A 24,175-nucleotide genomic window follows, 5' to 3' on the forward strand; every position below is an offset into this window, starting at 1 on the left:
GGAATCCGATGAGCGAGCCCAGCCTGCCCGCCGGGCGACCGCTCGGCGTGTCCCGCGCGACCGGGTCCGGCGGCGGCGCGAACCTCGCCGACATCCTGGAACGGGTGCTGGACAAGGGAATCGTGATCGCCGGGGACATCCAGGTCAACCTGCTCGACATCGAACTGCTGACCATCAAGATCCGGTTGCTGGTCGCGTCGGTCGACCGGGCCAAGGAAATGGGCATCGACTGGTGGGAGCACGACCCGTCCCTGTCGTCGGGCTCGCGGCGGAACGATCTGCTGGAGGAGAACGAACGACTGCGCGCGCAACTCGAACTCGCGCGGGGAGAGCGAGCGGAACAGTGAGCTGGTATTGCTACGCGGTCGCCGAATTCGCGCCGGGAAATCCGGCCGAGGGCCTGACCGGGCTCCGTGACCGCCCGGTTTCCGCCATTTCCGAGGCCGGGCTGACCGCGCTGGTCAGTCCGGTCCCGGACGAGGAGTTCGGTGAAACCGTCCTGCAGGCGAACCTGGAAAGCCTTCCGTGGCTGGAAGAAATCGCCCGTGCGCACAACGCCGTCGTGGACGAGGCGAACCGTCGCACCAGAGTGCTGCCGCTGCGGATGGCGACGATCTATCGGGACCAGCATCGCGTGCGGGAAATGCTCGCCGAACATTCCGCGCACTTTGCCGAAGCGTTGCGTCGAGTCCGGGATCATGCCGAATGGGGCGTCAAAATCTTCGCCTCGCTCCGCAGTTCCGCTGAAGAGGAGGAGCCCGCCGACGGCCGTTCCTATTTGCGGCAACGGCTCCGCCAACGCAAGGCGCGCGATGCTCGTACGGACGAGGCCGCCGGTGTCGCCGAGCGCATCGAGCGAGAACTCGCGCAGCTGTCCGCGGAAATCCACCGGCACCGCAACCAAGATCCCGCCTTGACCGGGCGCGAGGACAGCAACATCCTCAACCTGGCCTGCCTGGTACCCGACAGCTCCCGGGAACGCTTCCTCGCCCGGATCGAGGAACTGCCGGAGGCCGCCGGAATCGTCGTCGAGGTGACCGGTCCGTGGGCCCCGTACTCCTTCGCGGGGATCTCGTGAGCGCCGCGGTGGAGCACACCGACCGGCTCGCGCTGGTCGACCTGCTGGACCGGCTGCTCGCCGGCGGAGTGGTGCTCACCGGCGATCTCGTGCTGTCGGTCGCCGAGGTCGATTTGGTGCACATTTCCTTGCGCGCACTGATCACCTCGGTCCGCGAAGACCGTCCGGCGCCCTGGTGAAAGGAACGACGATGCAGGAGGCCGAGGAACTGCTCGGAGCGGCGCTCCGCGACGCGCCCGCTCGCCTGGCGACAGACGCCGATTCGGTGGAACGCGACCTGATGAAACTGGTCCTGACCATCATCGAACTGCTCCGGCAGCTGATGGAACGCCAGGCCCTGCGCCGCGTCGAGGAAGGCGGGCTGACCGAGGACCAGGAGGAGCGCCTCGGCCTGACCCTGATGCTGCTCGAACAACGGCTGGCCGAGCTTCGCGACCAGTACGGGCTTTCCGCCGCGGAGCTGAACCTCGACCTGGGACCGTTGGGGACGCTTTTGTGACGGGTGCGTCCTGGGTAACTGCGGGGAAACGGCAGCCGAGCCGCGGAGGAGCGCATGACCGAGTTCGTGTGGACACCGGACTTGAAAATCGGCTACGAAACGGATGGTCCGCCGGATGGGCGGCCGCTCGTCGCGGTCCACGGCTGGCCGGACGACCCGCATTGCTGGGACGGGGTGGTTCCCGCGCTGGCCGAGGCCGGTTACCGGGTGTACCGGCCGTATTTGCGGGGGTTCAGCCCGACGGAGTTCCGCTCGCCGGACAAGCCGCGCAGCGGTCAATCCGGGGCGCTCGGCCAGGATCTCCGCGACTTCCTCGAAGCCCTCGATCTTTCCGATGTCGTCCTAGCGGGGCACGACTGGGGCGCGCGGGCCGGATACGTGGTCGGCGCGCTGTTCCCGGAGCGGGTGTCCCGGCTGGTCGCGATGTCCGCGGGACACGGCGCGAGCGGCCCCGGCGCCCCGCTGGACTATCCGCTCGCCCACGCGTACTGGTACGAGTGGTTCGTCGCCACGAAACGCGGCCAGGACGCGATGCGCCGCGACCGGCGGGCGTTCAGCCGGTACCTGTGGACGTCGTGGTCGCCGGGCTGGCAGTTCTCCGACGCTGATTTCGACCGGGCAGCGGCCTGCTGGGACAACGACGACTGGCCGCCGATCACCGTCTCCGCTTACCTGCACCGATGGGGCGAGCAGGACGGCGACCCGGCGTACGCCGATCTGGAGCGCGAACTCGCGAAGCCGCCGCCGGTGCGGGTGCCGACGCTGGTGCTCCACGGCGGCAAGGACGCCGACAACCTGCCCTCGACCAGCGAGGGAAAGGACGAGCTGTTCACCGCCGGGTATCGCCGGGCGGTCTTCGACGACGTGGGGCACTTCCTGCCCCGGGAGGCTCCGGTCCGGACGGCTGAGCTGATCTTGCGACCCGGCCGGTGACCAGGCGGAGGTTTGGGGCCGGGACGAGCGGGTATGGCGGCGGTATGCGACCGGGCGAGACGGAAACCAGGCCGGAAACCGCCGGTGCGGTCCGGACGATCGCGCTGCGCGTCGACGGGACCGCGCACCGGCTGACCGTCGATCCGCGCCGCACCCTGCTCGATTTGTTGCGCGAGCAGATCGGCGACTACAGCGCGAAGAAAGGCTGCGACCACGGCCAGTGCGGGGCCTGCACGGTGCTGCTCGACGGCCGCAGAGTGCTGTCCTGCCTGACGCTCGCGCTGTCCTGCGACGGCACCGAGGTGACGACCGCCGCTGGACTTGCCAAGGATGGCGAGCTGCATGCGCTGCAACAGTCGTTTGTGGACCATGACGGCTTCCAATGCGGCTACTGCACGCCGGGCCAGATCTGTTCGGCAGCCGGATTGCTGACCGAATTCGGCGACGGCGCGCCCAGCCATGTCACCAAGCCGGTCGCTGACACTCCGCAGTGGACCGACGAGGAAATCTCCGAGCGGATGAGCGGGAACCTCTGCCGCTGCGGTGCCTATGCCGGAATCGTCGCGGCGGTCCGCGAGGCGGGAGAGCAGCGATGAAGCCGTTCGCGTATGGCAAACCGGCGACGACGGCCGAGGCGGTGCTGGCGGTGGCGGCCGAGCCGTCCGCGATGTTCCTCGCCGGCGGCACCAACCTCGTCGACCACTTGAAACTCGGTGTGGCACGGCCGGATCGCCTTGTCGACGTGACCGGCTTGATGTCCACTGAAATCCGGGACGGCGACGGCGGGCTGGTGATCGGCGCGGGCGTCCGCAACAGCGACCTCGCGGCCGACCGGCGGGTCCGGGAGCGGTATCCGGTGCTGGCCGAAGCGCTCCTGTCCGGGGCGTCGCCGCAGCTGCGGAACATGGCCACTGTTGGCGGAAACCCGTTGCAGCGCACGCGATGCGTCTACTTCCAGGACGTCACGACTCCGTGCAACAAGCGTTCGCCCGGCTCCGGCTGCTCGGCGCTCGGCGGCTACACGCGGCATCACGCGATCCTCGGCGCGTCCGACCAGTGCGTCGCGACTCATCCGTCGGACATGGCGGTGGCCATGGCAATGCTCGACGCGCGCGTCCATGTGATCGGCCCGTCGGGGGAGCGGACGCTGCCGTTCACCGACCTGCACCGGCTGCCGGGCGAGCACCCGGAGCGCGACACCGTGCTCGAACACGGTGAACTGATCACCGACATCACGCTGCCCGCCACCGCCTGGTCGCGCCGGTCGGCCTACCGCAAAGTGCGCGACCGGGCCTCTTACGCCTTCGCGCTCGTTTCTGTCGCGATTGGACTGTCTATTTCGGACGGAGTGATCGAGGAGATCCGGATCGCATTCGGTGGAGTGGCGCACAAACCGTGGCGTGCCGAGCGCGCGGAGCAGGTCCTTCGCGGTGCCCGGCCCAGCGACGAAATCTTCCGTGCGGCCGCCGACGCCGAACTCGCCGATGCCACGGCGTTGGACGGCCTCGACGGAGGGAATGCGTTCAAGATCCCGCTCGCGGCGCGCACCCTGACCGCGGTGCTGCGCGACCTGACCGCCGAGGAGCGCGACCGATGACCGGACTGCTGGAACCCCGAGCGATCGGCCGCGGAACTACTCGCCGCGACGGCCCGGCGAAGGTCACCGGAACCGCGACGTATGCCTACGAAGTCCCGGTCGAGGCACCGCTGTACTGCCATCCGATTCAGGCGACCATCGCCCGCGGCCGCTGTGTGCGGATCGAAGCTGTCGAAGCCGAAGCCCTCGACGGCGTCCAGAGTTTGATCACTCCCTTCACCGCCGAGCGACTCGCCGACACCGGCGACGCGGAGCTCGCGGTGCTGCAGGATTGCGAAATACCCTTTCGCGGCAGGGTAATCGGCCTCGTCCTGGCAGAATCTTCCGAGACCGCGCGGCACGCGGCGGAACTCGTTGACGTGCACTACGAAAACGATCCCTTCCATGCCCGGCTCACCGCCGACGATCCTGCCCTGTACAAGCCGGACAAGGTCAACCCGAGCTTCGCGACAGACACGAGCGAGGGCGACGTCGAGGCCATGTCCGCCGTGACCGTGGCGCAGACTTACCGCACGGCGATGTACCACAACAACCCGCTCGAGCCGCACACGACGACGGCCTTGTGGGACGGTGACGTGCTGACGCTGTGGGATTCCACCCAAAGCGTCCACTCAGTACGGTCCACTGTGGCGAAGACGTTCGGCCTGCCCGCCGAAAAGGTCCGGGTGATCTGCCCCTACGTCGGCGGAGGCTTCGGTTCGAAGGGCATGCCGCACGCGAACGTCGTGCTCGCCGCGCTGGCCGCTCGGACGGTGCCGGGCCGTCCGGTGAAGCTCGCGTTGACGCGGCAGCAGATGTTCAGCCTGGCCGGATACCGCACGCCGACGATCCAGCGGGTCCGTCTCGGCGCCGACCGCGACGGACGGCTGGAGTCGCTCGGCATGGAGGTCGTCGAGCAGACGTCGCGGATCAAGGAGTTCGCCGAGCAGACCGCGGCGCCCGCCCGGATGATGTACGCCGCGCGGAACCGGTCCACCAGCCACCGGCTCGCCCGTCTCGATGTGCCGGTGCCGTCGTGGATGCGCGCGCCGGGGGAGTGCCCGGGCATGTTCGGTCCGGAAGTGGCGATGGACGAACTGGCCGCGGAACTCGGCGTCGACCCGATCGAACTGCGCGTCCGCAACGAGCCGGAGCGGGATCCCGAAACCGGCCTCCCGTTCTCCAGCCGGAACCTGGTCGAATGCCTGCGCACCGGAGCCGAACGCTTCGGCTGGAACGAGCGCGACCCGCGGCCAGGCGTCCGCCGCGACGGACCGTGGCTGGTCGGCAGCGGCGTCGCGGCCTCGGTGTACCCCGCGAAACGGATGCCCGGCTCAAGCGCGACGATCCGGTTCGAAGACGGCCGCTACGTCGTCGAAATCGGCGCGGCCGACCTGGGGACGGGCGCGTGGACGATCCTGCCGCAAATCGCGGCGGACGCACTGGACGTGCCCGCCGATTCCGTCGACGTCCGGATCGGCGACACCGATTTCCCGAAAGCCACGGTGGCCGGCGGCTCCACCGGGACCGCCTCGTGGGGCTCAGCGGTGGTCGCGGCCGCGCAGGCATTCCGGGAAAAGTACGGCTCCGACCCCGGCGACGGTGACGAGACCCAAGCCGACACCCCGGAAAACCCAGCCTCGGAGCATTATTCGATGTACGCGTTCGGCGCGCAATTCGCCGAGGCGCGGGTCGACGTCGACACCGGCGAGGTTAGGGTTTCGCGGCTGCACGGCACGTTCGCCGTCGGGCAGATCGTCAACCCGCTCACCGCTCGGTCGCAACTGCTCGGCGGCATGACGATGGGGCTGTCGATGGCGTTGCACGAAAACAGCGTCCTCGACCCGCGGTTCGGGCACGTCGTCAACCACGACCTCGCCGAGTACCACATCGCGACCAACGCCGACGTCGAAGACCTGCGCGCGGACTGGCTCGACGAAACCGATCCGCACCTCAATCCCATGGGCAGCAAGGGAATCGGCGAGATCGGCATCGTCGGCACCGCGGCGGCCATCGCCAACGCGGTCCATCACGCGACCGGGGTCCGGGTGCGGGATTTGCCGATCACCCTCGACAAGCTGCTGCCCGGACTTCCCGACGCTACGCGGACCTCACAGGACTAACGCGTGGTCGCCGCCGTCCGGAAGATACCGGCTGAACCAGCCAGCGGCCGCGTCGGCGACCTGCTCCAAGGCTCCGGCCTCCTCGAACAGATGCCCCGCTCCCGGCACCACCACCAACTCCCGGTCGCCGGTCAGACGCCCCGCGGCGGCCTTGTTCAGCCTGCGCACGTCATCGTCGTTTCCCCCGACGATCAGCAGCACCGGACAGCGCACCTCCGTCAGAGCGTCCTCGGCCAGATCCGGCCGCCCGCCCCGCGAAACCACCGCACGCACGACGTCCGGTCGAGCCGCCGCCGCACTCAACGCCGCGGCCGCTCCCGTGCTGGCCCCGAACAACCCGACCGGCAACCCGGACGTCGGCGGATGGCGGCTGAGCTCGTCCAGCGCGCGCAGCAACCGGTCCCGCAGCAGCCCGATGTCGAACCGCTGGTCGTCGGTGTCTTCCTCGGCGCTCAGCAAATCGAACAACAGCGTCGCGAACCGGTGGTCCTGCAACGCCCGGGCGACCGCCTGATTGCGCGGGCTGTGCCGCGAACTGCCGGACCCGTGCGCGAAAACCACCACTCCGACAGCGTCGGCAGGCACTGTGAGATCACCCTCGGCCGCCTGGGCGCCGACTGTGAACGGTTCCGTCATGGCTTCCCTCCTGCCTCTATTCGAACCCGGATATCCGCGCGGAGCGGCGACCAAACGGACCGCTGCCTGACGCGCGCGGCGGCGTTAGCGTGAGGTCATGCTGATCGAACATCGAGGACAACGACCCGTGGTGCCCGAATCGGCGTACGTCGCCCCGTCCGCGGTGCTGTCCGGCGCAGTCGTCCTCGGCGAACGGGCCCGGGTCCTGCCCGGCGCGGTGCTGACCGCGGAAAACGGCGAGATCCGCACCGGCTCGGACGTCGTGATCATGGAACACGCGCTGATCCGCGGCCGGGCCGCACACCCCGTGACCCTCGGAGACGCGGTCCTGATCGGGCCGCACTCCCACGTCAACGGAGCCGTCGTCGAAAACGAGGCATTCGTGGCCACCGGCGCCTCCCTGTTCCCCGGCTCGGTCGCCGGTGCCGGGGCCGAGCTGCGGATTAACAGCGTGCTGCACGTCAATTCCCGCCTCGAACCCGGAACGGTGCTCCCCATCGGCTGGATCGCAGCGGGGGATCCGGCTGAACTCTTCTCGCCGGATCGGCATGAGGAATTGTGGGAGGTTCAGCGGACCCTCGACTTTCCGGGCACTGTGTATGGGGTTCCGCGAGGCACGTCGATGCGCGAGATCATGGCTCGGCAAGCCGAGTTCTACGGTTTCCATAAGGACGATCACGTTCTTGACGAATGACCCCGGCCGCTGGTCGTTTGCCAGCGGCGAGGCGCCATCGCTGGCATCCTTGTGGTGACCGGCGGCCGAGCCGCGCGCGTCAGTCCAGCGAAACGGAAGCGGGGGACGTGGACATATTCTGGTGGGCAATCGTCATCATTGCCGTTCTTTCCGTGCTTGTGCTCGTCGCCGGGCTGGCTGTCGCCATCCCGGTGAGAAACGCGTTGCGCAGACGTCAGCAGCAGTTCGGATACCGCGTCGATCCTCCCGGCAACTGGAATCCCCCGCATCATTACCCGTCCGCACCGCACCAACCGCCGTACCCGCCGAAGGAACCCGGTCGGCAGTAAAGACTTCCTCTGCAACTACCGCGCCTCGAGAAACGCCCTTCCCAACGGCGTAAGCGAATGCTGCACCCTCGCCCCCTCCCGAGTCGTCGTGATCAACCCAGCCGTCCGCAACGTCTTCGTATGCTGGCTAACCGCCGCAGGCGACACCCCCAACCGAGTAGCCAGCGCTGTAGTAGAAGCCTCCGCCGCCAACTCGCACAGCAGCCGAGCCCGAGTACGACCCACGAGCCCCGCCAACTGGTCCTCCCGAGAACCCACCGATTCATCCGGCACCAACCCCGCCGCCGGGCACACCAGCGTCGGCCGTTGGGCGGCGTCGATGAACGTCACCGGTTCGCCCCAGCAAAAATGCGCAGGCACCAAAACCAGCCCCCGGCCTTCCAACGACACCGTGCGATCGCGGGGATAGTCCGCCTCCAGCACCGGATTGCGCCACCGGATCGACGGGTGCAGGTTCCCCAGCAGCGCCTCGACCCCACCGTTCAGCAGGTGCTCCGCATACCGGGCGCGGTCGGTCTCGACCCTCCGGTCCAGGACCGGCCGCGCGGGTCCGAGGACCAGGTCGCTGTACTCGCGCAAGGCATGCACGACACCACGCGTGCTGCCGTCGGCGTAAACCGTGCGGGCCCAGCGCGGTACGCGGCGGTGCCGGGCGAACGTGCGGACGATGTCCTCGCGCAGGGCGGCTTTCGGCTGGGCCAGGATCGCTTCGAAGTGGACTCCGACGTCCGTTTCGTCCAGCGCGGGCGTCAGGAAGTCCGGGAAGTTCCCGGCCGGGACCAATTCCGCGGCGGCCTTCAGGCAGCGCCAGCGGGCGGGGGCGCGCCGGGCTCCGCCGAGGACTGCCGCTCGCCAGCCGCGGTACTCCAGGGGCAGGTGAGGGTCCTGGAGACTGTTGATGCTCAGAATCAGCTCCCACGTCGGGTGCGCGCCGCTGGCCACTCGCACCCGGCACAGGTCTTCGGCGGTGAAAATCATGCGCAGCATCGAAACCACCCCTGGTCCGCGCCTCCCCAGCGCGGCTCTGCGTCCAGGATGCGGCCCGGAACCGCGGTCTGGGAAGCGTCCTCCGACGACCGGCGCGGATCCGTCGGCGGGCGGGGCCGCGGATTCGGCCGGGCTCAACGGCGACGGCTTCCCAGACCGCGAGCGGATCACGCCTTGCTGCGGATCACGTCGATCAGGCTGGACCAGCTGTCCCGGCCGTGCCCGGCCGCGATGGCGCGGTCGTAGTGGTCCTTGACCGCGGCGGGCAGGGCCGTGTCGATGCCCGCGTCCCGGCTGGCGGCGAGGACGTGGTCGGCCGTCGCGCCCATCATCTTGGCGTTCGCCTGGTCGCCGGGATGGGTGCCGCTGTCGACGTTCTTCGCGGTTTCGTCCAGCGTCGTCTGCACGAGCGTCAGCAGTTCCGCCGCGTACGGCACCAGCGTCGCGGCGGGCACCCCGGCCGTGCCGACCAGGGCGGCGGAGTGCAGGAACGCCGAGAGCGTGGTGAGGAACAGGTCCAGCAGCGACTGGTAGTACAGCTGCGCCAGGCCCGGGTCCGCGCCCCGGTAGTCCGGCCGTCCGATGACGCGCAGGGCAGGCTCGATCCGGTCGAACACCGGTTGCGCGCCGCTGTAGAACACGAACGAACCCTCGGTGCCGACGACCGGCGCGGGCACCATGATCCCGCCGGCGATCATCTCCGCACCGCGCGCGGCCAGCCATTCCGCGGCAACTCGCGTCCGCTCCGGCGTGTCCGAGCTGAGGTTCACCACGATCTTGCCCCGCAGCGCGTCCTCGGTCGGCGCGAGAATGTCGTACATCGCCTGATAATCGGTGAGGCTGAGAAGCACCAGTTCGTTCGCGGCCAGCGCGTCCACGACCGTTTCCGCGCGCTTCGCACCGGCGGCCACCAGCTCGTCGGCCCGGCTCGCGGTGCGGTTCCACACTGTCACCTCGTGGCCGGCGGCCAGGTAGGACCGCACCATGGCCTGGCCCATCGGGCCGAGCCCGATCAACGTCACATTCACGGGTTTCTCCTTATTTCTTCAGCAGTTCGATGACGCTCGTGAGGTTTTCCGCGCCGTGGCCGTCGGCGGCCCGGCGCAGGAGCAGCTGGTGCAGCGGCGCGAGCAGGTCGGAGCTGACGCCCTGGTCAGCCGCCGCGGCGGGCAGGTTGTCGAACGCGGCCGCCTGCATGCCCAGATTCGACACGACGTCCTGGGCGTAGTCGCCGCTGTCGACCTCCACAGCGGCCTGCTGGACGAAGCTGCTCATCGCGGTCAGCCATCCGCTCAGCAGCGGCGCGAACTCGACCGCCGACAAGCCTTCGCTGCGGATCAGCGCGTAAGCCTGCAAGATGCCGGTGAACTGGCCGTACATCCCCGACAGCAGCGCGAGGTCGTGCAACGCCGCCAGCCCCGGGTCCTCGCCGACGTAGTTGCTGCCGCCGAACGCGTCGAACGCCGCGCGGTGCGTGTCGAAGAGGTCCTTGGGCCCGCTGTAGAACACGAACGCGCCCGGCTGCCCGATCATCGGCGGCACCGCCATGATCCCGCCGTCGAGGAACTTCCCGCCCTGCTCCGAGACCCATCCGGCCAGCTCACGGGCCTGCCGAGGGGTGCCGTTGGTCAGGTTCACCACCGTCTTGCCCGCCAGCGAAGCCGTGCCGAGCACCTCGCGCACCGACGCGTCGTCCAGCAGGCAGGCGATCACCAGTTCGCTCGCCGCGACTGCTTCGGCGGCCGACCCCGCCGCCACCGCACCCCGTGCCACCAGCGGCTTCGTCTTGTCCGCCGAGCGGTTCCAGACCGTCACCGGCCGTCCCGTCTCCAGCAGCGCGCCGGCCAGCGCGCTGCCCATCGCACCGAGCCCCAGCACGGTCGCCGAGGTCGCATTCCCGGACATGTCGTCCCTCCAGTTCGTTGATCTGCCGACCACGGTGCCGAGCGCCGCGCACGGTTCGCTGGGGGTCCGCGCACGGATGCGGTTACGGTGGTTCTGTGCGATTCGGCATCCTGGGGCCCTTGGCCGTGACCAGCGACGACGGCGAGCCGGTCCGGGTGCCCGAGGCCAAGGTCCGGACCCTGCTCGCGGTCCTTCTCGTGCACGAGGGCGCTCCGGTGTCGGCGGACCGGCTGGCCGACGACCTGTGGGGCGACCAGCTGCCCGGCAATCCGGTCAACACGCTGCAGACGAAAGTCTCGCAACTGCGGCGTGCGCTCGAAGCCGCCGAACCGGGGCAGGGTCGCGCGCTCGTCCATCAGGCACCCGGTTACGTCCTGCGGACCGAGCCGGAGGCGGTCGACGTCGGACGGTTTCGTGTGTTAACCGTTGCGGCAAGCACGGCGGCGGATCCGCAGTCGAAGGTCGAGCTGCTCACTGAAGCGCTGGCGTTGTGGCGGGGCCCGGCGCTCGCCGAGTTCGCCGACGAACCCTTCGCGCAGCCGGTGATCCAGCGGCTCGACGAGGATCGCCTTGCCGCGCAAGAAAACCTCGCCGACGCCCGGCTCGCTCTGGGCGAACATGCCGCGCTCACCGCGGAACTCGCCGACCTCGTCCGCCAGCATCCGTTGCGGGAACGCCTGCGCGCTCTCCAGTTGCGCGCGCTGTATGCGGCGGGCCGGCAGAGCGAAGCGCTGGCCTCCTACGACGAGTTGCGCCGCTGTCTAGCCGATGAGCTAGGCCTGGACCCGGGGCCCGAACTCGCCGCGCTGCACCGGTCGATCCTGGCGCAGGACCCGGCGCTGACCGCCGTCGTCCCGCAGCTTCCGGTGCCGCTCACCGAACTGGTCGGCCGGACCGCCGCGGTGCGGGCCGTCAGCACGCTCGTCAGCGAGTCTCGCCTGGTCACGCTCACCGGGCCCGGCGGCGTCGGCAAAACCCGGCTCGCGCTGGAGACCGCGCACCGGCTCGGCGGCGACTTCGCCGCGGGCGCGTGGCTCGTGGAACTCACCGGCATGGACCGGCATGAATGCGCGTTGAGCCAATGTCCGCCGATCGAATGGGTCGTGGAGGCGATCGCCGCCACGCTGGGAATCCGGGACGCGGCGGTTCCTTCGCAGGCGGATCCCGTGGAACGGCTGGCTGAGTCGTTGCGGGGCAAGGAAACCCTCGTCGTCCTGGACAACTGCGAGCAGCTGATCGAGCCGGTCGCCGTGCTGACCGCACGACTGCTGGCGGCCGCGCCCGGACTGCGGATCCTCGCCACCAGCCGGGAGCCGCTCGGGATTACCGGGGAAACGCAATTCCCGGTGCCGCCGCTGGACCACGACAGCGCCGCGCAGCTTTTCACCGCCCGGGTAGCCGACACCGGGTTCACTGTGGACAGTGCTGATTCGGCTGCGGTCGCGGAGATTTGCCGGAAACTGGACGGATTGCCGCTGGCACTCGAACTAGCCGCGACCCGCGTGCGCGCGCTGGGCGTCCAGGAGTTGCTGCGCCGTCTGGATGATCGGTTCCGCCTGCTCGACACCACCCGTCGCGGCGTACCCGCCCGGCAGCAGACTTTGCGCGCGATGATCGACTGGAGCTGGGAACTCCTGAGCGAGCCTGAACGCCTTGTGCTGCAACGTCTATCGGTGCACACCGAGGATTGCGCGTTGGACGCGGCCGAGGCAGTCTGCGCAGGCGACGGCGTCGAAGTAGACGAGGTGCTGGGTCTGCTGGCTAAGCTCGTCGACCGCTCGCTGGTCGTGCCCGCGAACAACGCGCGGTACCGGCTGCTCGAATCGGTAGCGGTTTACGGCCTGGAGCGACTGCGCGAGGCCGGCGCGGTCGAAAAGACGCGGCGTCGGCACGCGGAGTATTACGTCCAGCTCGCCGGTGTCGCGGACGCTGGTCTCCGCGGTCGCGACCAACGACGCTGGCTGCAACGCCTTGATGCGGACCTGCCGAATCTCCGTGCCGCAGCGGAAAATCTGGCCGGTTGGGGGAGCGCCGACGACGCGTTGCGGCTGGCGAACCGGCTGTCCTGGTACCGATTCCTGCGCGGCCGGATGGCCGAGGCGATGCGTTCCCTGCGCGCCGCGCTCGGCTTGCCCGGCGGCGATCCCGAACTGCGCGCGGAAGCACAGGCGACGCTCACCGCGCTCGGCATCCTGGCTGGCGACCGGCCCGACTGGCGTCCCGTGGCCGAACAGCCAATGAGCGCCCGAGCCAAGTGGTTCATCGGCTACGCACTGTCCACAGTGGCCGATCTGACCGGTGCCGAACCGCTGACCCTGGACGCCCTCGCCGCCTTCGAGGCTGTCGACGACCGGTGGGGAATCGCTGCGGCGAGTGGCGACCGCGCGAGCCAGGTGTTGTCGAGAGGCGATGTCGCGGCAGCATGGCGTTACGCCGATCGTTGCGCGGAATTGTTCACCGAAATCGGCGACAAATGGGGCCAGCTGCAGGCGATTTTCGCGCGGGGCGCACTCAGTTCCCTTGCGGGGGACTACGCGCGCGCTGAGGCGGTCCACGTCGACGGATTGCGGATCGCCGAGGAACTGGGCTTGTGGCCGGAAGCGTCATACCAGCTGTCGTGGTTGGGCCGGGTTGCGTTGCTGCGCAAAGACTACACCGCCGCCCGCGAACTGCATGACCGCGCTCGCGAGGTCGCCGCGGAGCACGGCTTCACGCCGGGGGAGATGTATGCGCTGACCGGGCTGGCTCTCGGCGCCCGGCGCGAGGGCGACCTCGATCTCGCCGAGCGGCATTTGCGGACGCTGCTCGAATGGAACAAGCAGGTCGATTTCGAACCGGGGAACACATTGATCCTCGCGGAACTCGGTTTCGTCGCCGAATTGCGCGGAGCTCCGGAGGCCGCGTTGCTGCGGCAGCGGGAAGGTTACGAGATCGCCCACCGGACCGGGGATCCGCGCGCGATTGCACTGGCGCTGGAAGGTTTGGCGGGCGCCCACGCGTTGGCCGGTGCGGCCCGCGAAGCCGCGCGGTTGCTGGGCGCGGCTGCGGCTTCTCGCGCCAGGGTTGGTGCACCGCTGCCCGCTGCGGAGCGGGGCGACGTGGACCGGATCACCGCCCGCGCGAGCGGCATTCTCGGTGCGGAGGATTTCGCGGCCGAGTTCCGCGCGGGCGGCCAGCTGGGAGCGCCGCTGACGGTCCGTGAAGGGCTCCTTGAGGGAATCTGATTCCCGGAAGGAGGCCTTCACGGACCTTGGCCTGCGCGGCAGGGCAGCTCAGAAGACCGGCCGCTGGCTCCCGTGCGAAAGCGTGCGCGGCGCCGACAGCCCCAGCTCGGCCCGCATCGGTGCGAAGATCTGCAGCCCTACCGGCCGTCCGTCTTCGGTGAACCCCGCAGACACCGGCAGGGCCGGGCAGCCGGTCGCCGAGAACGAGCTGGAGGGTTTGGCGGGCGCACATGCGTTGGCCGGTGCGGCTCGCGAAGCCGTGCGGCTGCGGCTTCTCGCGCCGGGGTTGGCGCAGCGCTGCCCGTCGCGGAGCGCGGGGACGTGGACCGGATCACCGCCCGTGCGAGCGGCATTCTCGGTGCAGCCGAGTTCTGCGCGGGCGGCGAGCTGGGCAGCTCAGAAGACCGGCCGCTGCTTCCCGTACCCAGTGGCCTGTTCGAAAGCGTGCGCGGCGCGCAACAGCCCTAGCTCGCCCCGCATCGGTGCGATGATCTGCAGCCCCACCGGCCGTCCGTCTTCGGTGAACCCCGCAGGCACCGAGAGAGCCGGGCAGCCAGTCGCCGAGATCGAATACGCCGAGCGCATCCACTCCAGATAGTCGTGCATCGGTTGCCCGGCAACAGTTTCCGGATACTCCCACTCCACCGGGAACGGCGGCACCTGGCTCACCGGCGCGAGCAGCAGGTCGTACTGGCTGAAGAACTCCCGCATCCCGCTGATGAGCTGCAGCTGCCGCGTCTGCGCGCTCGCGATGTCGGCACCGGAAAGCGTTGCGCCGAAAGCAATGTTGTCCCTGAGGGTCTGCTTCATCTTGTCAGGATGTTCTTCGAGCAGACCGCTGAACCCGGCGTGGAAGAGCCAGCCGCGCAAGGTGCGGAACACCTCGTCGGCGGAGGCGAGGGCCGGGCAGGCCGGTTCGACGCGACAGCCGAGCTCGGCGAACACCTTCACCGCCGGTTCCAGCACCGCGGTGACCGCCGGGTCGACTGGCAGGCCGCCCAGATCCGGCGACCACGCAACACGCAGCCCGGCGAGGTCGGCGTCGAGCGATCCGGCGAAGGGCGCGGCGGGCTGGTCGAGCGAGATCGGGTTGCGCTCGTCGTGCCCGGCGATCACGGACAGCAGCAGCGCGACGTCCGCGACCGTCCGGCCCATCGGCCCCTGCACGCCCAGCGCCTCCCACGGCAGCGTCGCCGGCCAGGTCGGCACGCGTCCCGGCGACGGACGCAGCCCGACGACGTTGCAGAACGACGCCGGATTCCGCAGCGAACCGCCCATGTCACTGCCCTCGGCGAGCGGCTGCAGACCCGCGGCCAGCGCCGCCGCCGCGCCGCCACTGCTGCCGCCAGCGGAAAGATCCCGCCGATACGGGTTGCGCGTGGCTCCGAAAACGGGATTCATGGTGTGCGAACCGGCCCCGAATTCCGGCGCGTTCGTCTTGCCGAGCGTGATCGCGCCCGCGTTGCGGATTCGTTCGACGACCAGCGTGTCGCTGTCCGGCACGTGGTCGGCGAAAATGGGGGAGCCGTAGGTGGTGCGGACCCCGGCGACGTCGTGCGTGTCCTTGTGCGCCACCGGAATCCCGTGCAGCGGACCGACCTCCTCGCCGTGCGCGAGACGTTCGTCAGCGGCCGCGGCCTCGCTCTGCGCGCGCTCGGCGGTGAGCGTGACAATGGCATTGATCTGGGGGTTGACCTGCTCGATCCGGTCGAGATGGGCCTGCAGGACCTCGCGGGCGGACACCTCGCGGGTGCGCAGCCGCCGGGCCAGTTCACGGGCGGGCAGGTAACAGATCTCCTCGGCGCTCACTGGCTTCCCTTCCTGACCCCGGTGTCCGTTCGCGACGTCAGCTTCGCGCGTGGTGCTGGGGTCAGACAAGAGCTGCTCGACAAATGACGGAATCAGCCACAGTATTGGCTGATGACCGCACGGCTGGACCCCCTCGACCGCCGGATCGCCGGCGCGCTGCAAGTCGACGGCCGCGCGTCCTGGCGACGGATCGCCGAGGTGCTGGACGCGCCGGAGCGCACGGTGGCCCGGCGCGGGACGCACCTGCTGCGCACCGGCGTCGTGACGGTTGTCGCCGTTTCGCCGCACGGTGTGCCGCTGCTGGTCCGCGGCCGTTGCCGGGCCGGGCTCGGCCGTCCGGCGGGCACCGCGCTCGCGGGACGGCCGGAGACGAGCTTCTGCTACCTCATCACCGGACAGGGCGAACTGGTCGCCGAGGTCTTCTGCGACCGCGGCCGGCTGCCGACCTTCATGTTCGACGAGATGGCGGCAATCCCCGGCCTGCACGATCTGACGGCCGATACCGTCACCCGCTACTATCGCACCATCCACGAATGGCAGCCCGGCCTGCTCAGTCCTTACGAGACGTCGGCGATCTCCTCGCTGCCGCAGCCGACCCCGCAGCCCCGGCAGCCTGACGGCGTCGCCTTCAGCAGCGACGAACGCGCCATCGTGCGCGCGCTGCGCGAGGACGGCCGGCGGACCCACGAGGAGCTCGCCCGCGCCGCCGGGATCTCGGAATCGACCGTCCGCCGCAGGCTGGAAGCGTTGCGGCGGGAGGAAAAGGTGTTCATCCGGGCCGTGGTGGAGCCGGCCGTGCTCGGGCTGCCGGTCGAGGCGCTGCTGTGGATCCGGTGCCGCCCGCACGACGTCGACGACATCGGCCGCGCGTTGCTGGGCTCGCCGTACGTGCGGTACGCGGCGGCGATGACGGGCGAGTATCAGCTGCTCGCTGACGTGACCTTGCCCGACATCGCCGCGTTGCACGAGTTCGTCGGCAGCTCCGGATGGTCCCGGCAGGCGGATTCGGTGCATACCGGGGTGGTGCTGAAAGCGTTGAAGCGCAGCAGCGTCCTCGCTCCCGAGCTGCGCTCCTGACGGTTACGCCTTTTCCGCCAACCCGTTCAGCACCGACGGCAACGCGCCGCGGTGCAGCACGCCGAGCCGTTGCGTCGCCCGGGTAAGCGCGACATACAGCTCAGCCGCGCCGCGCGGACCGTCCGAGAGAATCCGGTCCGGGTCTACGAGAAGCACAGCGTCGTACTCCAGCCCCTTCGTCTCCGACGCCAGCACCGCACCCGGCACGTCCGGCGGCCCGATCACGACGCTGGTCCCTTCCTTGCCCGCTTCATCGCGGACGAATTCCTCCACCGCGGCAGGCAATTCGTCGTCGGTGACCTTCCGCGACCACGGCCGGATCCCGCACGCGCGAACCGATTCCGGCGGCTCGACCCCCGGCGCGAACTCAGCGAGCACCGCCGCCGCGACGACCATGATCTCCGCCGGGGTGCGGTAGTTGACGGTGAGCGAACGGTAGGCCCAGCGGCCCGGGACATACGGATCCAGCATCGTGCCCCAGTCGAGCGCCCCCGCCGCCGACCGGCGCTGCGCCAGGTCGCCGACCACGGTGAACGACCGGCTCGGACACCGCCGCATCAGCACCCGCCAGTCCATTTCGGACAGTTCCTGGGCCTCGTCGACGACGACGTGCCGGTACGTCCAGTCCCGGTCCGCGGCGGCGCGTTCGGCGAGGTCGCGGGTGTCGTACTCGACGAACCGCTCGGCCAGGTCGGTGTCGTAGAGCAGGTGCTCCGCCGAGAGGCCGATGTCCTCGTCCATCTCCTCGCGGTCGAGCCGCATGATGTCGAGCACGCCGGCCGCGTACTCGGCCTCCGCCTCGCGTTCGGCCTTGTCCTCCTTCTGTTTCGCCCGGTCCGGCGCCTTGCCGAGGAGATCGATCAACTCGTCCAGGAGCGGGACGTCCGACACCGTCCAGGCATCGCCCTGCTCGCGCAGCAGCGCCGGGCTGGCACCGGCCGCGGCGAGCCGCGCGGGGGAGGAATACAGCGTGGCCAGCAGGCTTTCCGGGGTGAGGATCGGCCAGAGACGGTCGATCGCCTTGACGAACGCGCTGTCGGCGAGGAGTTCCTTGACGAGCGTGGAACGGAGGTCCTCCCACTCCTCCTTGTCGTCGCGAGTGAGCCAACCGCGCCCGATGCGGGCCATGGCGCGTTCGGTGAGCACGTACGTGACGATCTCGACGAACGTCGCCCGCGCCTCGTTGTGCGGTCTTCCGCTCTGTCGCGCCTCGTCGCGCGCCCACTCGGCTGTTGCACCGTCGATCCGGACCGTGATGTCGCGAAGTTCGATCAGGATGGGCTCCTGCGGCAGCTCCTGCCGGTCGGCGACCGCCGCATTGAGGACGTCGAGCATCCGCAGAGATCCCTTGAACTGCGCGATTTCCGGCTCGTCCTCGATGTGCGTGCGCAGCCCCGGAAGCAGCCCGCCCGGGGTGGTGAACACCACGTCGGACTCGCCGAGCGACGGCAGCACGCGGCCGATGTGGTTCAGGAACGCCGGATTCGGCCCGAGGACGAGGACGCCGTGGCGCTCCATCCGCTCGCGCTGCGTGTAGAGCAGATACGCGACGCGGTGGAGCGCCACGACCGTTTTCCCGGTTCCTGGCCCTCCCTCAATGACCAGGACGCCGGGATGGTCGAGCCGGATGATGCGGTCCTGCTCGGCCTGGATCGTCGCGACGATGTCCCGCATCCCCTCCCCGCGGGGCGCGTTGACCGCGGCGAGCAGCGCGGCGTCGGCGTCGTTCTCCTCGTCGCTGCCGCCGCCACGCCCGAAGACCTCGTCGGTGAAGGACGTGACTTGCCGGCCGTGCGTGTGGAACTGCCGCCGTCGCCGCATGCCCTCGGGCGTGGCGGCTGTTGCGGTGTAAAACGCGCTCGAAGCCGGAGCGCGCCAGTCGAGAAGAACGGGTTTGTACTCGTCGTCCTGATCGAAAAGCCCGACCCGGCCGATGTAGGAATGGTCGCCCTCGAGCGAATCGAGCCGCCCGAAACACAACCCGGAGTCGGCGAACGCCAACCGCCGCTTTTCGCGCGTCAAGGCGCGCACCTCGACCTCGCGCTCGCCCGGAGTCCCGTCGTTTCGCTTGAGGGCAGCGGTGTAGCGCTTATCGGCCCGCTCGCGCTCGTCGTCGAGCCGCCGGTACAGCCCGGCGACGTAGTCCTGTTCGGACCGCAGTTCTTCTTCGTACCCCTGAGTTGACACGTGCCCCTCGCTGCTGTTATTCTGAACCCAGATTCGGCGCGAACTTCTGATTTCCTGGTGAAGACGCGTCGATTTTTTATTGTCCACCTTCTGTCAAGTGGCGTGGTGGGACTGGTTGCTTTTCCGGCTTTGTCTCGTCGCGGGTTGCGGTGGCTGGCGGGTTGCGGTGGCTGGCGGGTTGCGGTGGCTGGCGGGTTGCGGTGGCTGGCGGGTTGCGGTGGCTGGCCGCATGCTCTCCCGAGCCGAGCCGAGCCGAGCCGAGCCGAGCCGAGCCGAGCCGAGCCGAGCCGAGCCGAGCCGAGCCGAGCCGAGCCGAGCCGAGCCGAGCCGAGCCGCCCCATCGTCGCGCGGTGAACGGGGGAGGGGGCTCGGCGCGAGTCCGGGTGCCTGGTTGGCGGAAAGCAGGGCGTACCGGGATCGGTCGAGGCTGGCTGAGCCGAGCCTTCAGGCGAGGCGGGTCGCGGCGCAGCGGGTCGGGTCCTGGCGGCTGATTCGAGTCCGGAGCTGCGCCCGGGACCATGGCCTGGCGGGCGGAGTCTCGAGCTGATGCGGCTTGGCGGGCGGAGTCTCGAGCTGGGGCGGGCGGTCGGGCCCAGTCGCGGTCGGTCAGGTCGGTCAGGTCCTGACGTCGTGCGCCTGGCAGTCGCGCCTCCGGCTAGCGGTGGCGGGTCGGCTGATGGCGAACGGTTCGGGTCATCGCGGCTGGCTGCGTGCATCGGGCCACGGGGCTGGGCCCGCTCGAGCCGGGCGGATTGGGCAATCGTCATGCGGGCCGGGCATTTCCGGGCGGACTCCGAGTCGCCGGAGCGGGCGGGTCGCGGGCCCGTCCGGTCGCGGAGTCGCGCGACGGTCGTCGGCGGTTCGGCCGCGCGATCACTCCGTCTGGCGAGAGAGTCCTTAAGGAGTCGCGCGAACGCGTCCCCTGCGGTCGCATCGGGCCCGTCGCTGCCGACGCGACTTTCCCGCACGCCCCAAGCCCCGAACTTGCCCGCAACAATCGCACGTTCGCTCCCGACAGCCCGAATTTCATGGTCGAGCAGCGATTGTGCGGCATCCCCCGGGGCTTGCGGCAAGCCCCGGGGTGCGCTATATCTTAGAAAGGGCGAGGGAAATCATTTTTCACCAGTGCGCGGAATCCCGCGCGGTTCACGGCTGCTCCGCCGGCACCCAGTTGCGCACCGCCGGCCGATAGCCCTCCGGTTTGTCGCCCACCTTCGCGCCGGGGTTGATCAGCCACGACTGGTAGTCCGGCGTGAACATCCGGTACGGCCCGGAAGGCGGCACCTCGCTCGCGCGGTCCAGGGTGTCGCGCAGGTCGGCGGGCAGGGTGAAGTCGAGCGCGTGCATCGTCGCGTCCAACTGGTCCGCGCTGCTCGCCCCAACGATCGCCGATGCGATGCCCGGCTGCGTCGCGACCCAGTTGATCGCGACCTGCGCCATCGTCACGTTCAGCTCGTCGGCGACCGTCTCGAGCGTCTTCAGCAGTTCCCACTGCTGTGGGGTCCAGGTCCCAGCAGCACCCGTCAACCGTCCGTCGCCGCTTAGGCCTGCCGAGGAACTGCGGTACTTGCCGCTCAAAAACCCGCTGCCGAGCGGGCTCCACGCGGTGATTCCCAGTCCCAGCTCCTGGCCTGCCGGGACGTGCTCGGTCTCGATCGTCCGCTCGATCAGCGAATACGGCAGTTGAAGGCTGATCATCGGCGGCAGCGAATGCGCGTCGGCGAGTGTCTGCGCGCGGCTCGCGTACCACGCGGGCACGTCGGACAGCCCGGCGTACCGGATCTTCCCCGCCCGCACCAGGTCGTCGAACGTCCGCAGCACCTCCTCGACCGGCGTGATCCGGTCCCACGTGTGCAGCAGGAACAGGTCGAGATAGTCGGTGCCCAGCCGCCGCAGCGACGCCTCCACCGACCGGATCATGTGCTTGCGGCCGTTGCCGCCCGCGTTCGGATCGCCCGGGGCGACGCTGTTGGTGAACTTCGACGTCAGCACCAGCCGATCCCGCTCGCCCGTCTCGGCGATGAACTTTCCGAGCAGCCGCTCGCTCTCGCCCGCGGTGTAAAAGTCCGCGGTGTCGATGAAATTGCCGCCTTCCTCGACGTACTTGCGGAAGATCGGCCGCGCTTCCTCCTCGGATTTCCCGTAGGCCGCGTGAAATCCGTCAGTGCCGAAATTCATCGTCCCGAGCGCGAGCCTGCTGACCCGCAATCCGGACCGTCCGAGCAGGTAATACTGGTCAAGAGACATCGGGGTCATCGCTCCGTTCCCGAAAACACGCGCGGGCCGCGCCCGCCTGGCCCGGCCAGGGTGCCTCCGGAAAAATGGACCAGCAAGTCCAATCTCCTGGGAGCCGCCGCGGGGCGAAGAGCGCTCGAATGTCCGTGAGGGGAACCCTGAGGGACTCTGATTCCGTCAGGGTTCCCCTCGCGGACATCAGCGGGAGCGGAGGAAGCTGCGCGGTCCGGCCGGTGTTCCGCGACGTCGCGCACCACGGCTGCTGAGCGAACCTCACCGGGACGTACGCTGCAAGACATGCCGTCGAACATGATCAGCCTCCGCGGTGTGCGCACGCACAACCTCGCCGACGTGGACGTCGACATTCCGAAGCACCAGCTCGTCGCGGTCACCGGCGTATCGGGGTCCGGCAAGTCGTCGCTGGCGTTCGCGACGCTGGCCGCCGAGTCGCGGCGGCAGCTGTACTCGACGATGCCCGCGTTCGTCCGGACCAAACTGCCGCACGATCCGGCTCCCGAGGCCAGCTCGCTGAGCGGGCTGACCACCGTCGTCGTGGTGGACCAGCGGCCGCTCGGCACGAATTCGCGGTCCACGGTCGGCACCGCCACCGAGGTGTGGACGATGCTGCGGATGCTGTTCTCCCGCTTGGGCGAACCGTCCGCGGGGTACTCGCCCGCCTACTCCTTCAACGATCCGTCCGGCATGTGCCCGGCCTGCGCGGGGCTCGGCACGGTCACCGACATCGACGGCGAGCGGATGATCGACCGCAGCCGTTCGCTCAACGACGGCGCGATGGTCTTCCCCAGCTTCGCGGTCGACAGCTGGATCTGGAAGCGCTATGTCTACTCGGGATTCTTCGACAACGATCTGCCGTTGCGGGAGTGGCCTGAGGAGCTGGTGCAGTTCCTGCTGCACGGGCCGACGCAGAAGCCGCCGAATCCGTTGCCCCGCTTCCCGGCCAGCGCCAAGTACCAGTCGATGGTGCCGCGGATCCGGCGGCTGCTGGTCGAACGCGAGGCCAAGATGGGGCCGGCGGTCCGGGCGGCGCTGGCCGACGTGACCCGGCAGCGGCCGTGCCCGGACTGTGGCGGCAGCAGGCTCGCTCCGGCCGCGCGGGAGAGCCGGATCAACGGTTTGTCCATTGTGGACCTCGGGTACCGGGACGCGGCGGGATTGCTGGAGTTCTGCGCCGGAGTGGAGCACGAGTGGGCGCGGCCGCTGGTGGCGGCACTGCGGTTGCGGCTGGAATCGATGATCACGCTCGGCCTCGGCCATCTGCACTGCTACCGCGCGACGCCGACATTGTCCGGCGGCGAATCGCAGCGGCTGAAACTGGTGCGGCACTTGGGATCGAGCCTCACCGACCTCACGTACGTGCTCGACGAACCGACGGACGGGCTGCATCCCGCCGACGTCGCGTCCCTCGTTGATGTACTACGGCGGCTGCGTGATCACGGCAACACGGTGCTGGTGGTGGACCACCACGAAGCGGTGATGGTCGCCGCGGACCACGTGATCGACTTGGGGCCGGGTGCGGGAGAAGCTGGCGGACGCGTGGTGTTTCACGGTCCGCCGGCGGAGTTGCGGAAGGCGGACACGACGACCGCGCGGGCATTGCGCACCGGCGTCCGGCTCAAGGACACGCTGCGGGAACCGACCGGCTGGCTGCCGTTGCGCGGGCTGGACCGGCACACCCTGCGCGACATCGACGTCGATGTGCCGACGGGCGTGCTCACGGTGATCACCGGGGTGGCCGGGTCCGGGAAGTCGACGCTGGCGGGCGAACTCGCCGAGCGGCACCCGCGGTTCACGGTGGTCGATCAGAGCCAGATCGTCGCGACGTCGCGGTCGACGGTCGGCACCTGGCTCGGGCTCGCCGAGCCGGTGCAGCGCGCGTTCGCGGAGGCGAGCGGCGAGTCGCCGAAGCTGTTCAACCCGCGTTCGCAGGGCGGGTGCCCGGCCTGTCGCGGCACCGGTGTCCGGCGGACCGACCTGGCGTTCCTCGAGGACGTCGACACGCCGTGCGAGGAGTGCGACGCGACCGGATTCCGCCGGGAGGCACTGGAAACGCGGCTCGAAGGACGGACTGTGCTGGAGGTCCTGGGCACGCCGGTGTCGGCGCTGGCCCGGTATGTGCCGCATCCGGACGTGGTTCGGCTGGCCGCGCTGCTCGGCGAACTGGGACTCGGGCACCTGGCGAGCGGCCGCACGCTCGACACGCTCTCCGGCGGCGAGCGGCAGCGGCTGAAACTCGCCCGCCAGCTCGACTCGACCAGCGACGACCTCCTCGTCGACGAACCCACCGCGGGCCTGCATCCCAGCGACACCACGCGGATGGTGGCGCTGCTGGACCGGCTCGTCGACGAGGGCCGGACGCTCGTCGTGGTCGAGCATTCGCTGCACGTGGTCGCCGCCGCGGACTGGGTGCTCGACCTCGGCCCCGGCGCGGGCGAGAACGGCGGCCAGGTGCTCTACACCGGGACGCCGAAGGGCCTCGCCGAGCACGACGGCGCCACGGGGCGGTATTTCCGGGCGGCGCTCGGCGGATAACGGCGCCCCCTCTGGCGCGCGGGCCTGTTGCTCGCGCGCTGGTCCGGCCCGCTGGTTCCGTGAGGGCCACCCTCACGGCAGTTCGGGTCCGTGAGGGTGGCCCTCGCGGACTCTGAGTCCCTCAGGGTGGCCCTCACGACCCGCCGACGTCCGTGAGGGGCCCCTTCACGGAATCTGAGTCCCTCGAAGTTCCCCTCACGACCCGCGACCCGGACCCGCGGACCCGGACCCGCTCGATCCGCAGCCGCGATCCGGACCCGCGACCCGTGACCTGCGACCGCGATCCGCGACCGCGATCCGCGACCCGCGAGGCGTGCGGCAGGGGAGCGCGCG

19 protein-coding genes are annotated in these 24,175 nt (G+C 69.7%); 12 read left to right on the forward strand and 7 right to left on the reverse strand.

The window, feature by feature from the left end; all coding sequences use genetic code 11:
* Positions 1-8: 8 nt before the first annotated feature.
* From ACWDNU_RS07225 to ACWDNU_RS07260, 8 genes are read left to right on the forward strand one after another with little or no spacing between them, the layout of a single operon-like run.
* Positions 9-347 (forward strand): gas vesicle protein, encoded by a 339-nt coding sequence (locus tag ACWDNU_RS07225; protein ID WP_370935726.1) that lies wholly within the window; start codon positions 9-11, stop codon positions 345-347.
* Positions 344-1,078 carry a GvpL/GvpF family gas vesicle protein gene (locus tag ACWDNU_RS07230; RefSeq protein ID WP_449668114.1) on the forward strand — a complete coding sequence of 245 codons (735 nt, stop codon included), beginning with the start codon at positions 344-346 and terminating at the stop codon, positions 1,076-1,078. The genes ACWDNU_RS07225 and ACWDNU_RS07230 overlap by 4 nt, the downstream gene beginning before the upstream one ends.
* Positions 1,045-1,257: a gas vesicle protein gene (locus ACWDNU_RS07235; protein WP_449668115.1), complete on the forward strand. Its 213-nt coding sequence runs from the start codon at positions 1,045-1,047 to the stop codon at positions 1,255-1,257. The genes ACWDNU_RS07230 and ACWDNU_RS07235 overlap by 34 nt, the downstream gene beginning before the upstream one ends.
* Before the next feature lie 11 nt (positions 1,258-1,268).
* On the forward strand, positions 1,269-1,577 hold the full coding sequence (locus ACWDNU_RS07240; RefSeq protein WP_370935729.1) for a gas vesicle protein K: 309 nt from the start codon (positions 1,269-1,271) through the stop codon (positions 1,575-1,577).
* Between the two features lie 54 nt (positions 1,578-1,631).
* Entirely contained in the window at positions 1,632-2,510 is an 879-nt protein-coding gene (locus tag ACWDNU_RS07245; RefSeq protein WP_449668116.1) for an alpha/beta fold hydrolase, read from the forward strand.
* A gap of 44 nt (positions 2,511-2,554) precedes the next feature.
* The gene (locus tag ACWDNU_RS07250; RefSeq protein ID WP_449668117.1) at positions 2,555-3,106 is read left to right on the forward strand and encodes a (2Fe-2S)-binding protein; all 552 of its coding nucleotides are present in this window, start codon (positions 2,555-2,557) and stop codon (positions 3,104-3,106) included.
* Positions 3,103-4,107 (forward strand): FAD binding domain-containing protein, encoded by a 1,005-nt coding sequence (locus ACWDNU_RS07255; protein WP_449668118.1) that lies wholly within the window; start codon positions 3,103-3,105, stop codon positions 4,105-4,107. The genes ACWDNU_RS07250 and ACWDNU_RS07255 overlap by 4 nt, the downstream gene beginning before the upstream one ends.
* A complete protein-coding gene (locus ACWDNU_RS07260) occupies positions 4,104-6,209 on the forward strand; it encodes a xanthine dehydrogenase family protein molybdopterin-binding subunit (protein ID WP_449668119.1) in 2,106 nt (701 codons plus the stop codon). Before ACWDNU_RS07255 ends, ACWDNU_RS07260 begins: the two co-directional genes overlap by 4 nt.
* Here ACWDNU_RS07260 and ACWDNU_RS07265 read toward each other — a convergent pair.
* Positions 6,198-6,845, reverse strand: coding sequence for a dienelactone hydrolase family protein (locus tag ACWDNU_RS07265; protein WP_449668120.1), 648 nt, complete (start codon positions 6,843-6,845; stop codon positions 6,198-6,200). The genes ACWDNU_RS07260 and ACWDNU_RS07265 overlap by 12 nt on opposite strands.
* Before the next feature lie 97 nt (positions 6,846-6,942).
* On the opposite strand from ACWDNU_RS07265, the gene ACWDNU_RS07270 reads away from it, so the two are divergent.
* Positions 6,943-7,539 carry a gamma carbonic anhydrase family protein gene (locus tag ACWDNU_RS07270; RefSeq protein WP_449668121.1) on the forward strand — a complete coding sequence of 199 codons (597 nt, stop codon included), beginning with the start codon at positions 6,943-6,945 and terminating at the stop codon, positions 7,537-7,539.
* Between the two features lie 344 nt (positions 7,540-7,883).
* Here ACWDNU_RS07270 and ACWDNU_RS07275 read toward each other — a convergent pair whose 3' ends face one another.
* The 3 genes from ACWDNU_RS07275 to ACWDNU_RS07285 all read right to left on the reverse strand — a co-directional run bounded on the left by ACWDNU_RS07275 (position 7,884) and on the right by ACWDNU_RS07285 (position 10,760).
* Positions 7,884-8,855: an ArsR/SmtB family transcription factor gene (locus ACWDNU_RS07275; protein ID WP_449668122.1), complete on the reverse strand. Its 972-nt coding sequence runs from the start codon at positions 8,853-8,855 to the stop codon at positions 7,884-7,886.
* Between the two features lie 167 nt (positions 8,856-9,022).
* Positions 9,023-9,853 (reverse strand): NAD(P)-dependent oxidoreductase, encoded by an 831-nt coding sequence (locus ACWDNU_RS07280; RefSeq protein ID WP_449668199.1) that lies wholly within the window; start codon positions 9,851-9,853, stop codon positions 9,023-9,025.
* 40 nt (positions 9,854-9,893) lie between these two features.
* Positions 9,894-10,760 carry an NAD(P)-dependent oxidoreductase gene (locus ACWDNU_RS07285; protein WP_449668123.1) on the reverse strand — a complete coding sequence of 289 codons (867 nt, stop codon included), beginning with the start codon at positions 10,758-10,760 and terminating at the stop codon, positions 9,894-9,896.
* Positions 10,761-10,855: 95 nt separating this feature from the next.
* Here ACWDNU_RS07285 and ACWDNU_RS07290 point away from each other — a divergent pair, with 95 nt between their 5' ends.
* Complete coding sequence (locus ACWDNU_RS07290; protein WP_449668124.1) at positions 10,856-13,984, forward strand: BTAD domain-containing putative transcriptional regulator; 3,129 nt, start codon at positions 10,856-10,858, stop codon at positions 13,982-13,984.
* 396 nt (positions 13,985-14,380) lie between these two features.
* On the opposite strand, the gene ACWDNU_RS07295 is transcribed toward ACWDNU_RS07290, so the two are convergent.
* Positions 14,381-15,793: an amidase gene (locus ACWDNU_RS07295; protein ID WP_449668125.1), complete on the reverse strand. Its 1,413-nt coding sequence runs from the start codon at positions 15,791-15,793 to the stop codon at positions 14,381-14,383.
* A gap of 111 nt (positions 15,794-15,904) precedes the next feature.
* Between ACWDNU_RS07295 and ACWDNU_RS07300 the strand changes: the two genes are divergently transcribed.
* Positions 15,905-16,870: an Lrp/AsnC family transcriptional regulator gene (locus tag ACWDNU_RS07300; RefSeq protein WP_449668126.1), complete on the forward strand. Its 966-nt coding sequence runs from the start codon at positions 15,905-15,907 to the stop codon at positions 16,868-16,870.
* Between the two features lie 3 nt (positions 16,871-16,873).
* On the opposite strand, the gene helR is transcribed toward ACWDNU_RS07300, so the two are convergent.
* Complete coding sequence (gene helR / locus ACWDNU_RS07305; protein ID WP_449668127.1) at positions 16,874-19,057, reverse strand: RNA polymerase recycling motor ATPase HelR; 2,184 nt, start codon at positions 19,055-19,057, stop codon at positions 16,874-16,876.
* A 1,146-nt stretch (positions 19,058-20,203) separates the two neighbouring features.
* The gene (locus ACWDNU_RS07310) at positions 20,204-21,304 is read right to left on the reverse strand and encodes an aldo/keto reductase (RefSeq protein WP_449668128.1); all 1,101 of its coding nucleotides are present in this window, start codon (positions 21,302-21,304) and stop codon (positions 20,204-20,206) included.
* A 285-nt stretch (positions 21,305-21,589) separates the two neighbouring features.
* On the opposite strand from ACWDNU_RS07310, the gene ACWDNU_RS07315 reads away from it, so the two are divergent.
* A complete protein-coding gene (locus tag ACWDNU_RS07315; protein ID WP_449668129.1) occupies positions 21,590-23,842 on the forward strand; it encodes an ATP-binding cassette domain-containing protein in 2,253 nt (750 codons plus the stop codon).
* Positions 23,843-24,175: the final 333 nt, after the last annotated feature.

It is taken from the genome of Amycolatopsis sp. NPDC003676, from assembly GCF_053587275.1.

Coding starts and splice junctions, on each gene's coding strand:
- ACWDNU_RS07280 (WP_449668199.1), bottom strand. CDS start 9,853: ATGGGCCAGGCCATGGTGCGGTCCTACCTGGCCGCCGGCCACGAGGTG.
- ACWDNU_RS07255 (WP_449668118.1), top strand. CDS start 3,103: ATGAAGCCGTTCGCGTATGGCAAACCGGCGACGACGGCCGAGGCGGTG.
- ACWDNU_RS07270 (WP_449668121.1), top strand. CDS start 6,943: ATGCTGATCGAACATCGAGGACAACGACCCGTGGTGCCCGAATCGGCG.
- ACWDNU_RS07265 (WP_449668120.1), bottom strand. CDS start 6,845: ATGACGGAACCGTTCACAGTCGGCGCCCAGGCGGCCGAGGGTGATCTC.
- ACWDNU_RS07315 (WP_449668129.1), top strand. CDS start 21,590: ATGCCGTCGAACATGATCAGCCTCCGCGGTGTGCGCACGCACAACCTC.
- ACWDNU_RS07275 (WP_449668122.1), bottom strand. CDS start 8,855: ATGCTGCGCATGATTTTCACCGCCGAAGACCTGTGCCGGGTGCGAGTG.
- ACWDNU_RS07285 (WP_449668123.1), bottom strand. CDS start 10,760: ATGTCCGGGAATGCGACCTCGGCGACCGTGCTGGGGCTCGGTGCGATG.
- ACWDNU_RS07260 (WP_449668119.1), top strand. CDS start 4,104: ATGACCGGACTGCTGGAACCCCGAGCGATCGGCCGCGGAACTACTCGC.
- ACWDNU_RS07250 (WP_449668117.1), top strand. CDS start 2,555: ATGCGACCGGGCGAGACGGAAACCAGGCCGGAAACCGCCGGTGCGGTC.
- ACWDNU_RS07240 (WP_370935729.1), top strand. CDS start 1,269: ATGCAGGAGGCCGAGGAACTGCTCGGAGCGGCGCTCCGCGACGCGCCC.
- ACWDNU_RS07245 (WP_449668116.1), top strand. CDS start 1,632: ATGACCGAGTTCGTGTGGACACCGGACTTGAAAATCGGCTACGAAACG.
- ACWDNU_RS07300 (WP_449668126.1), top strand. CDS start 15,905: ATGACCGCACGGCTGGACCCCCTCGACCGCCGGATCGCCGGCGCGCTG.
- ACWDNU_RS07225 (WP_370935726.1), top strand. CDS start 9: ATGAGCGAGCCCAGCCTGCCCGCCGGGCGACCGCTCGGCGTGTCCCGC.
- ACWDNU_RS07310 (WP_449668128.1), bottom strand. CDS start 21,304: ATGTCTCTTGACCAGTATTACCTGCTCGGACGGTCCGGATTGCGGGTC.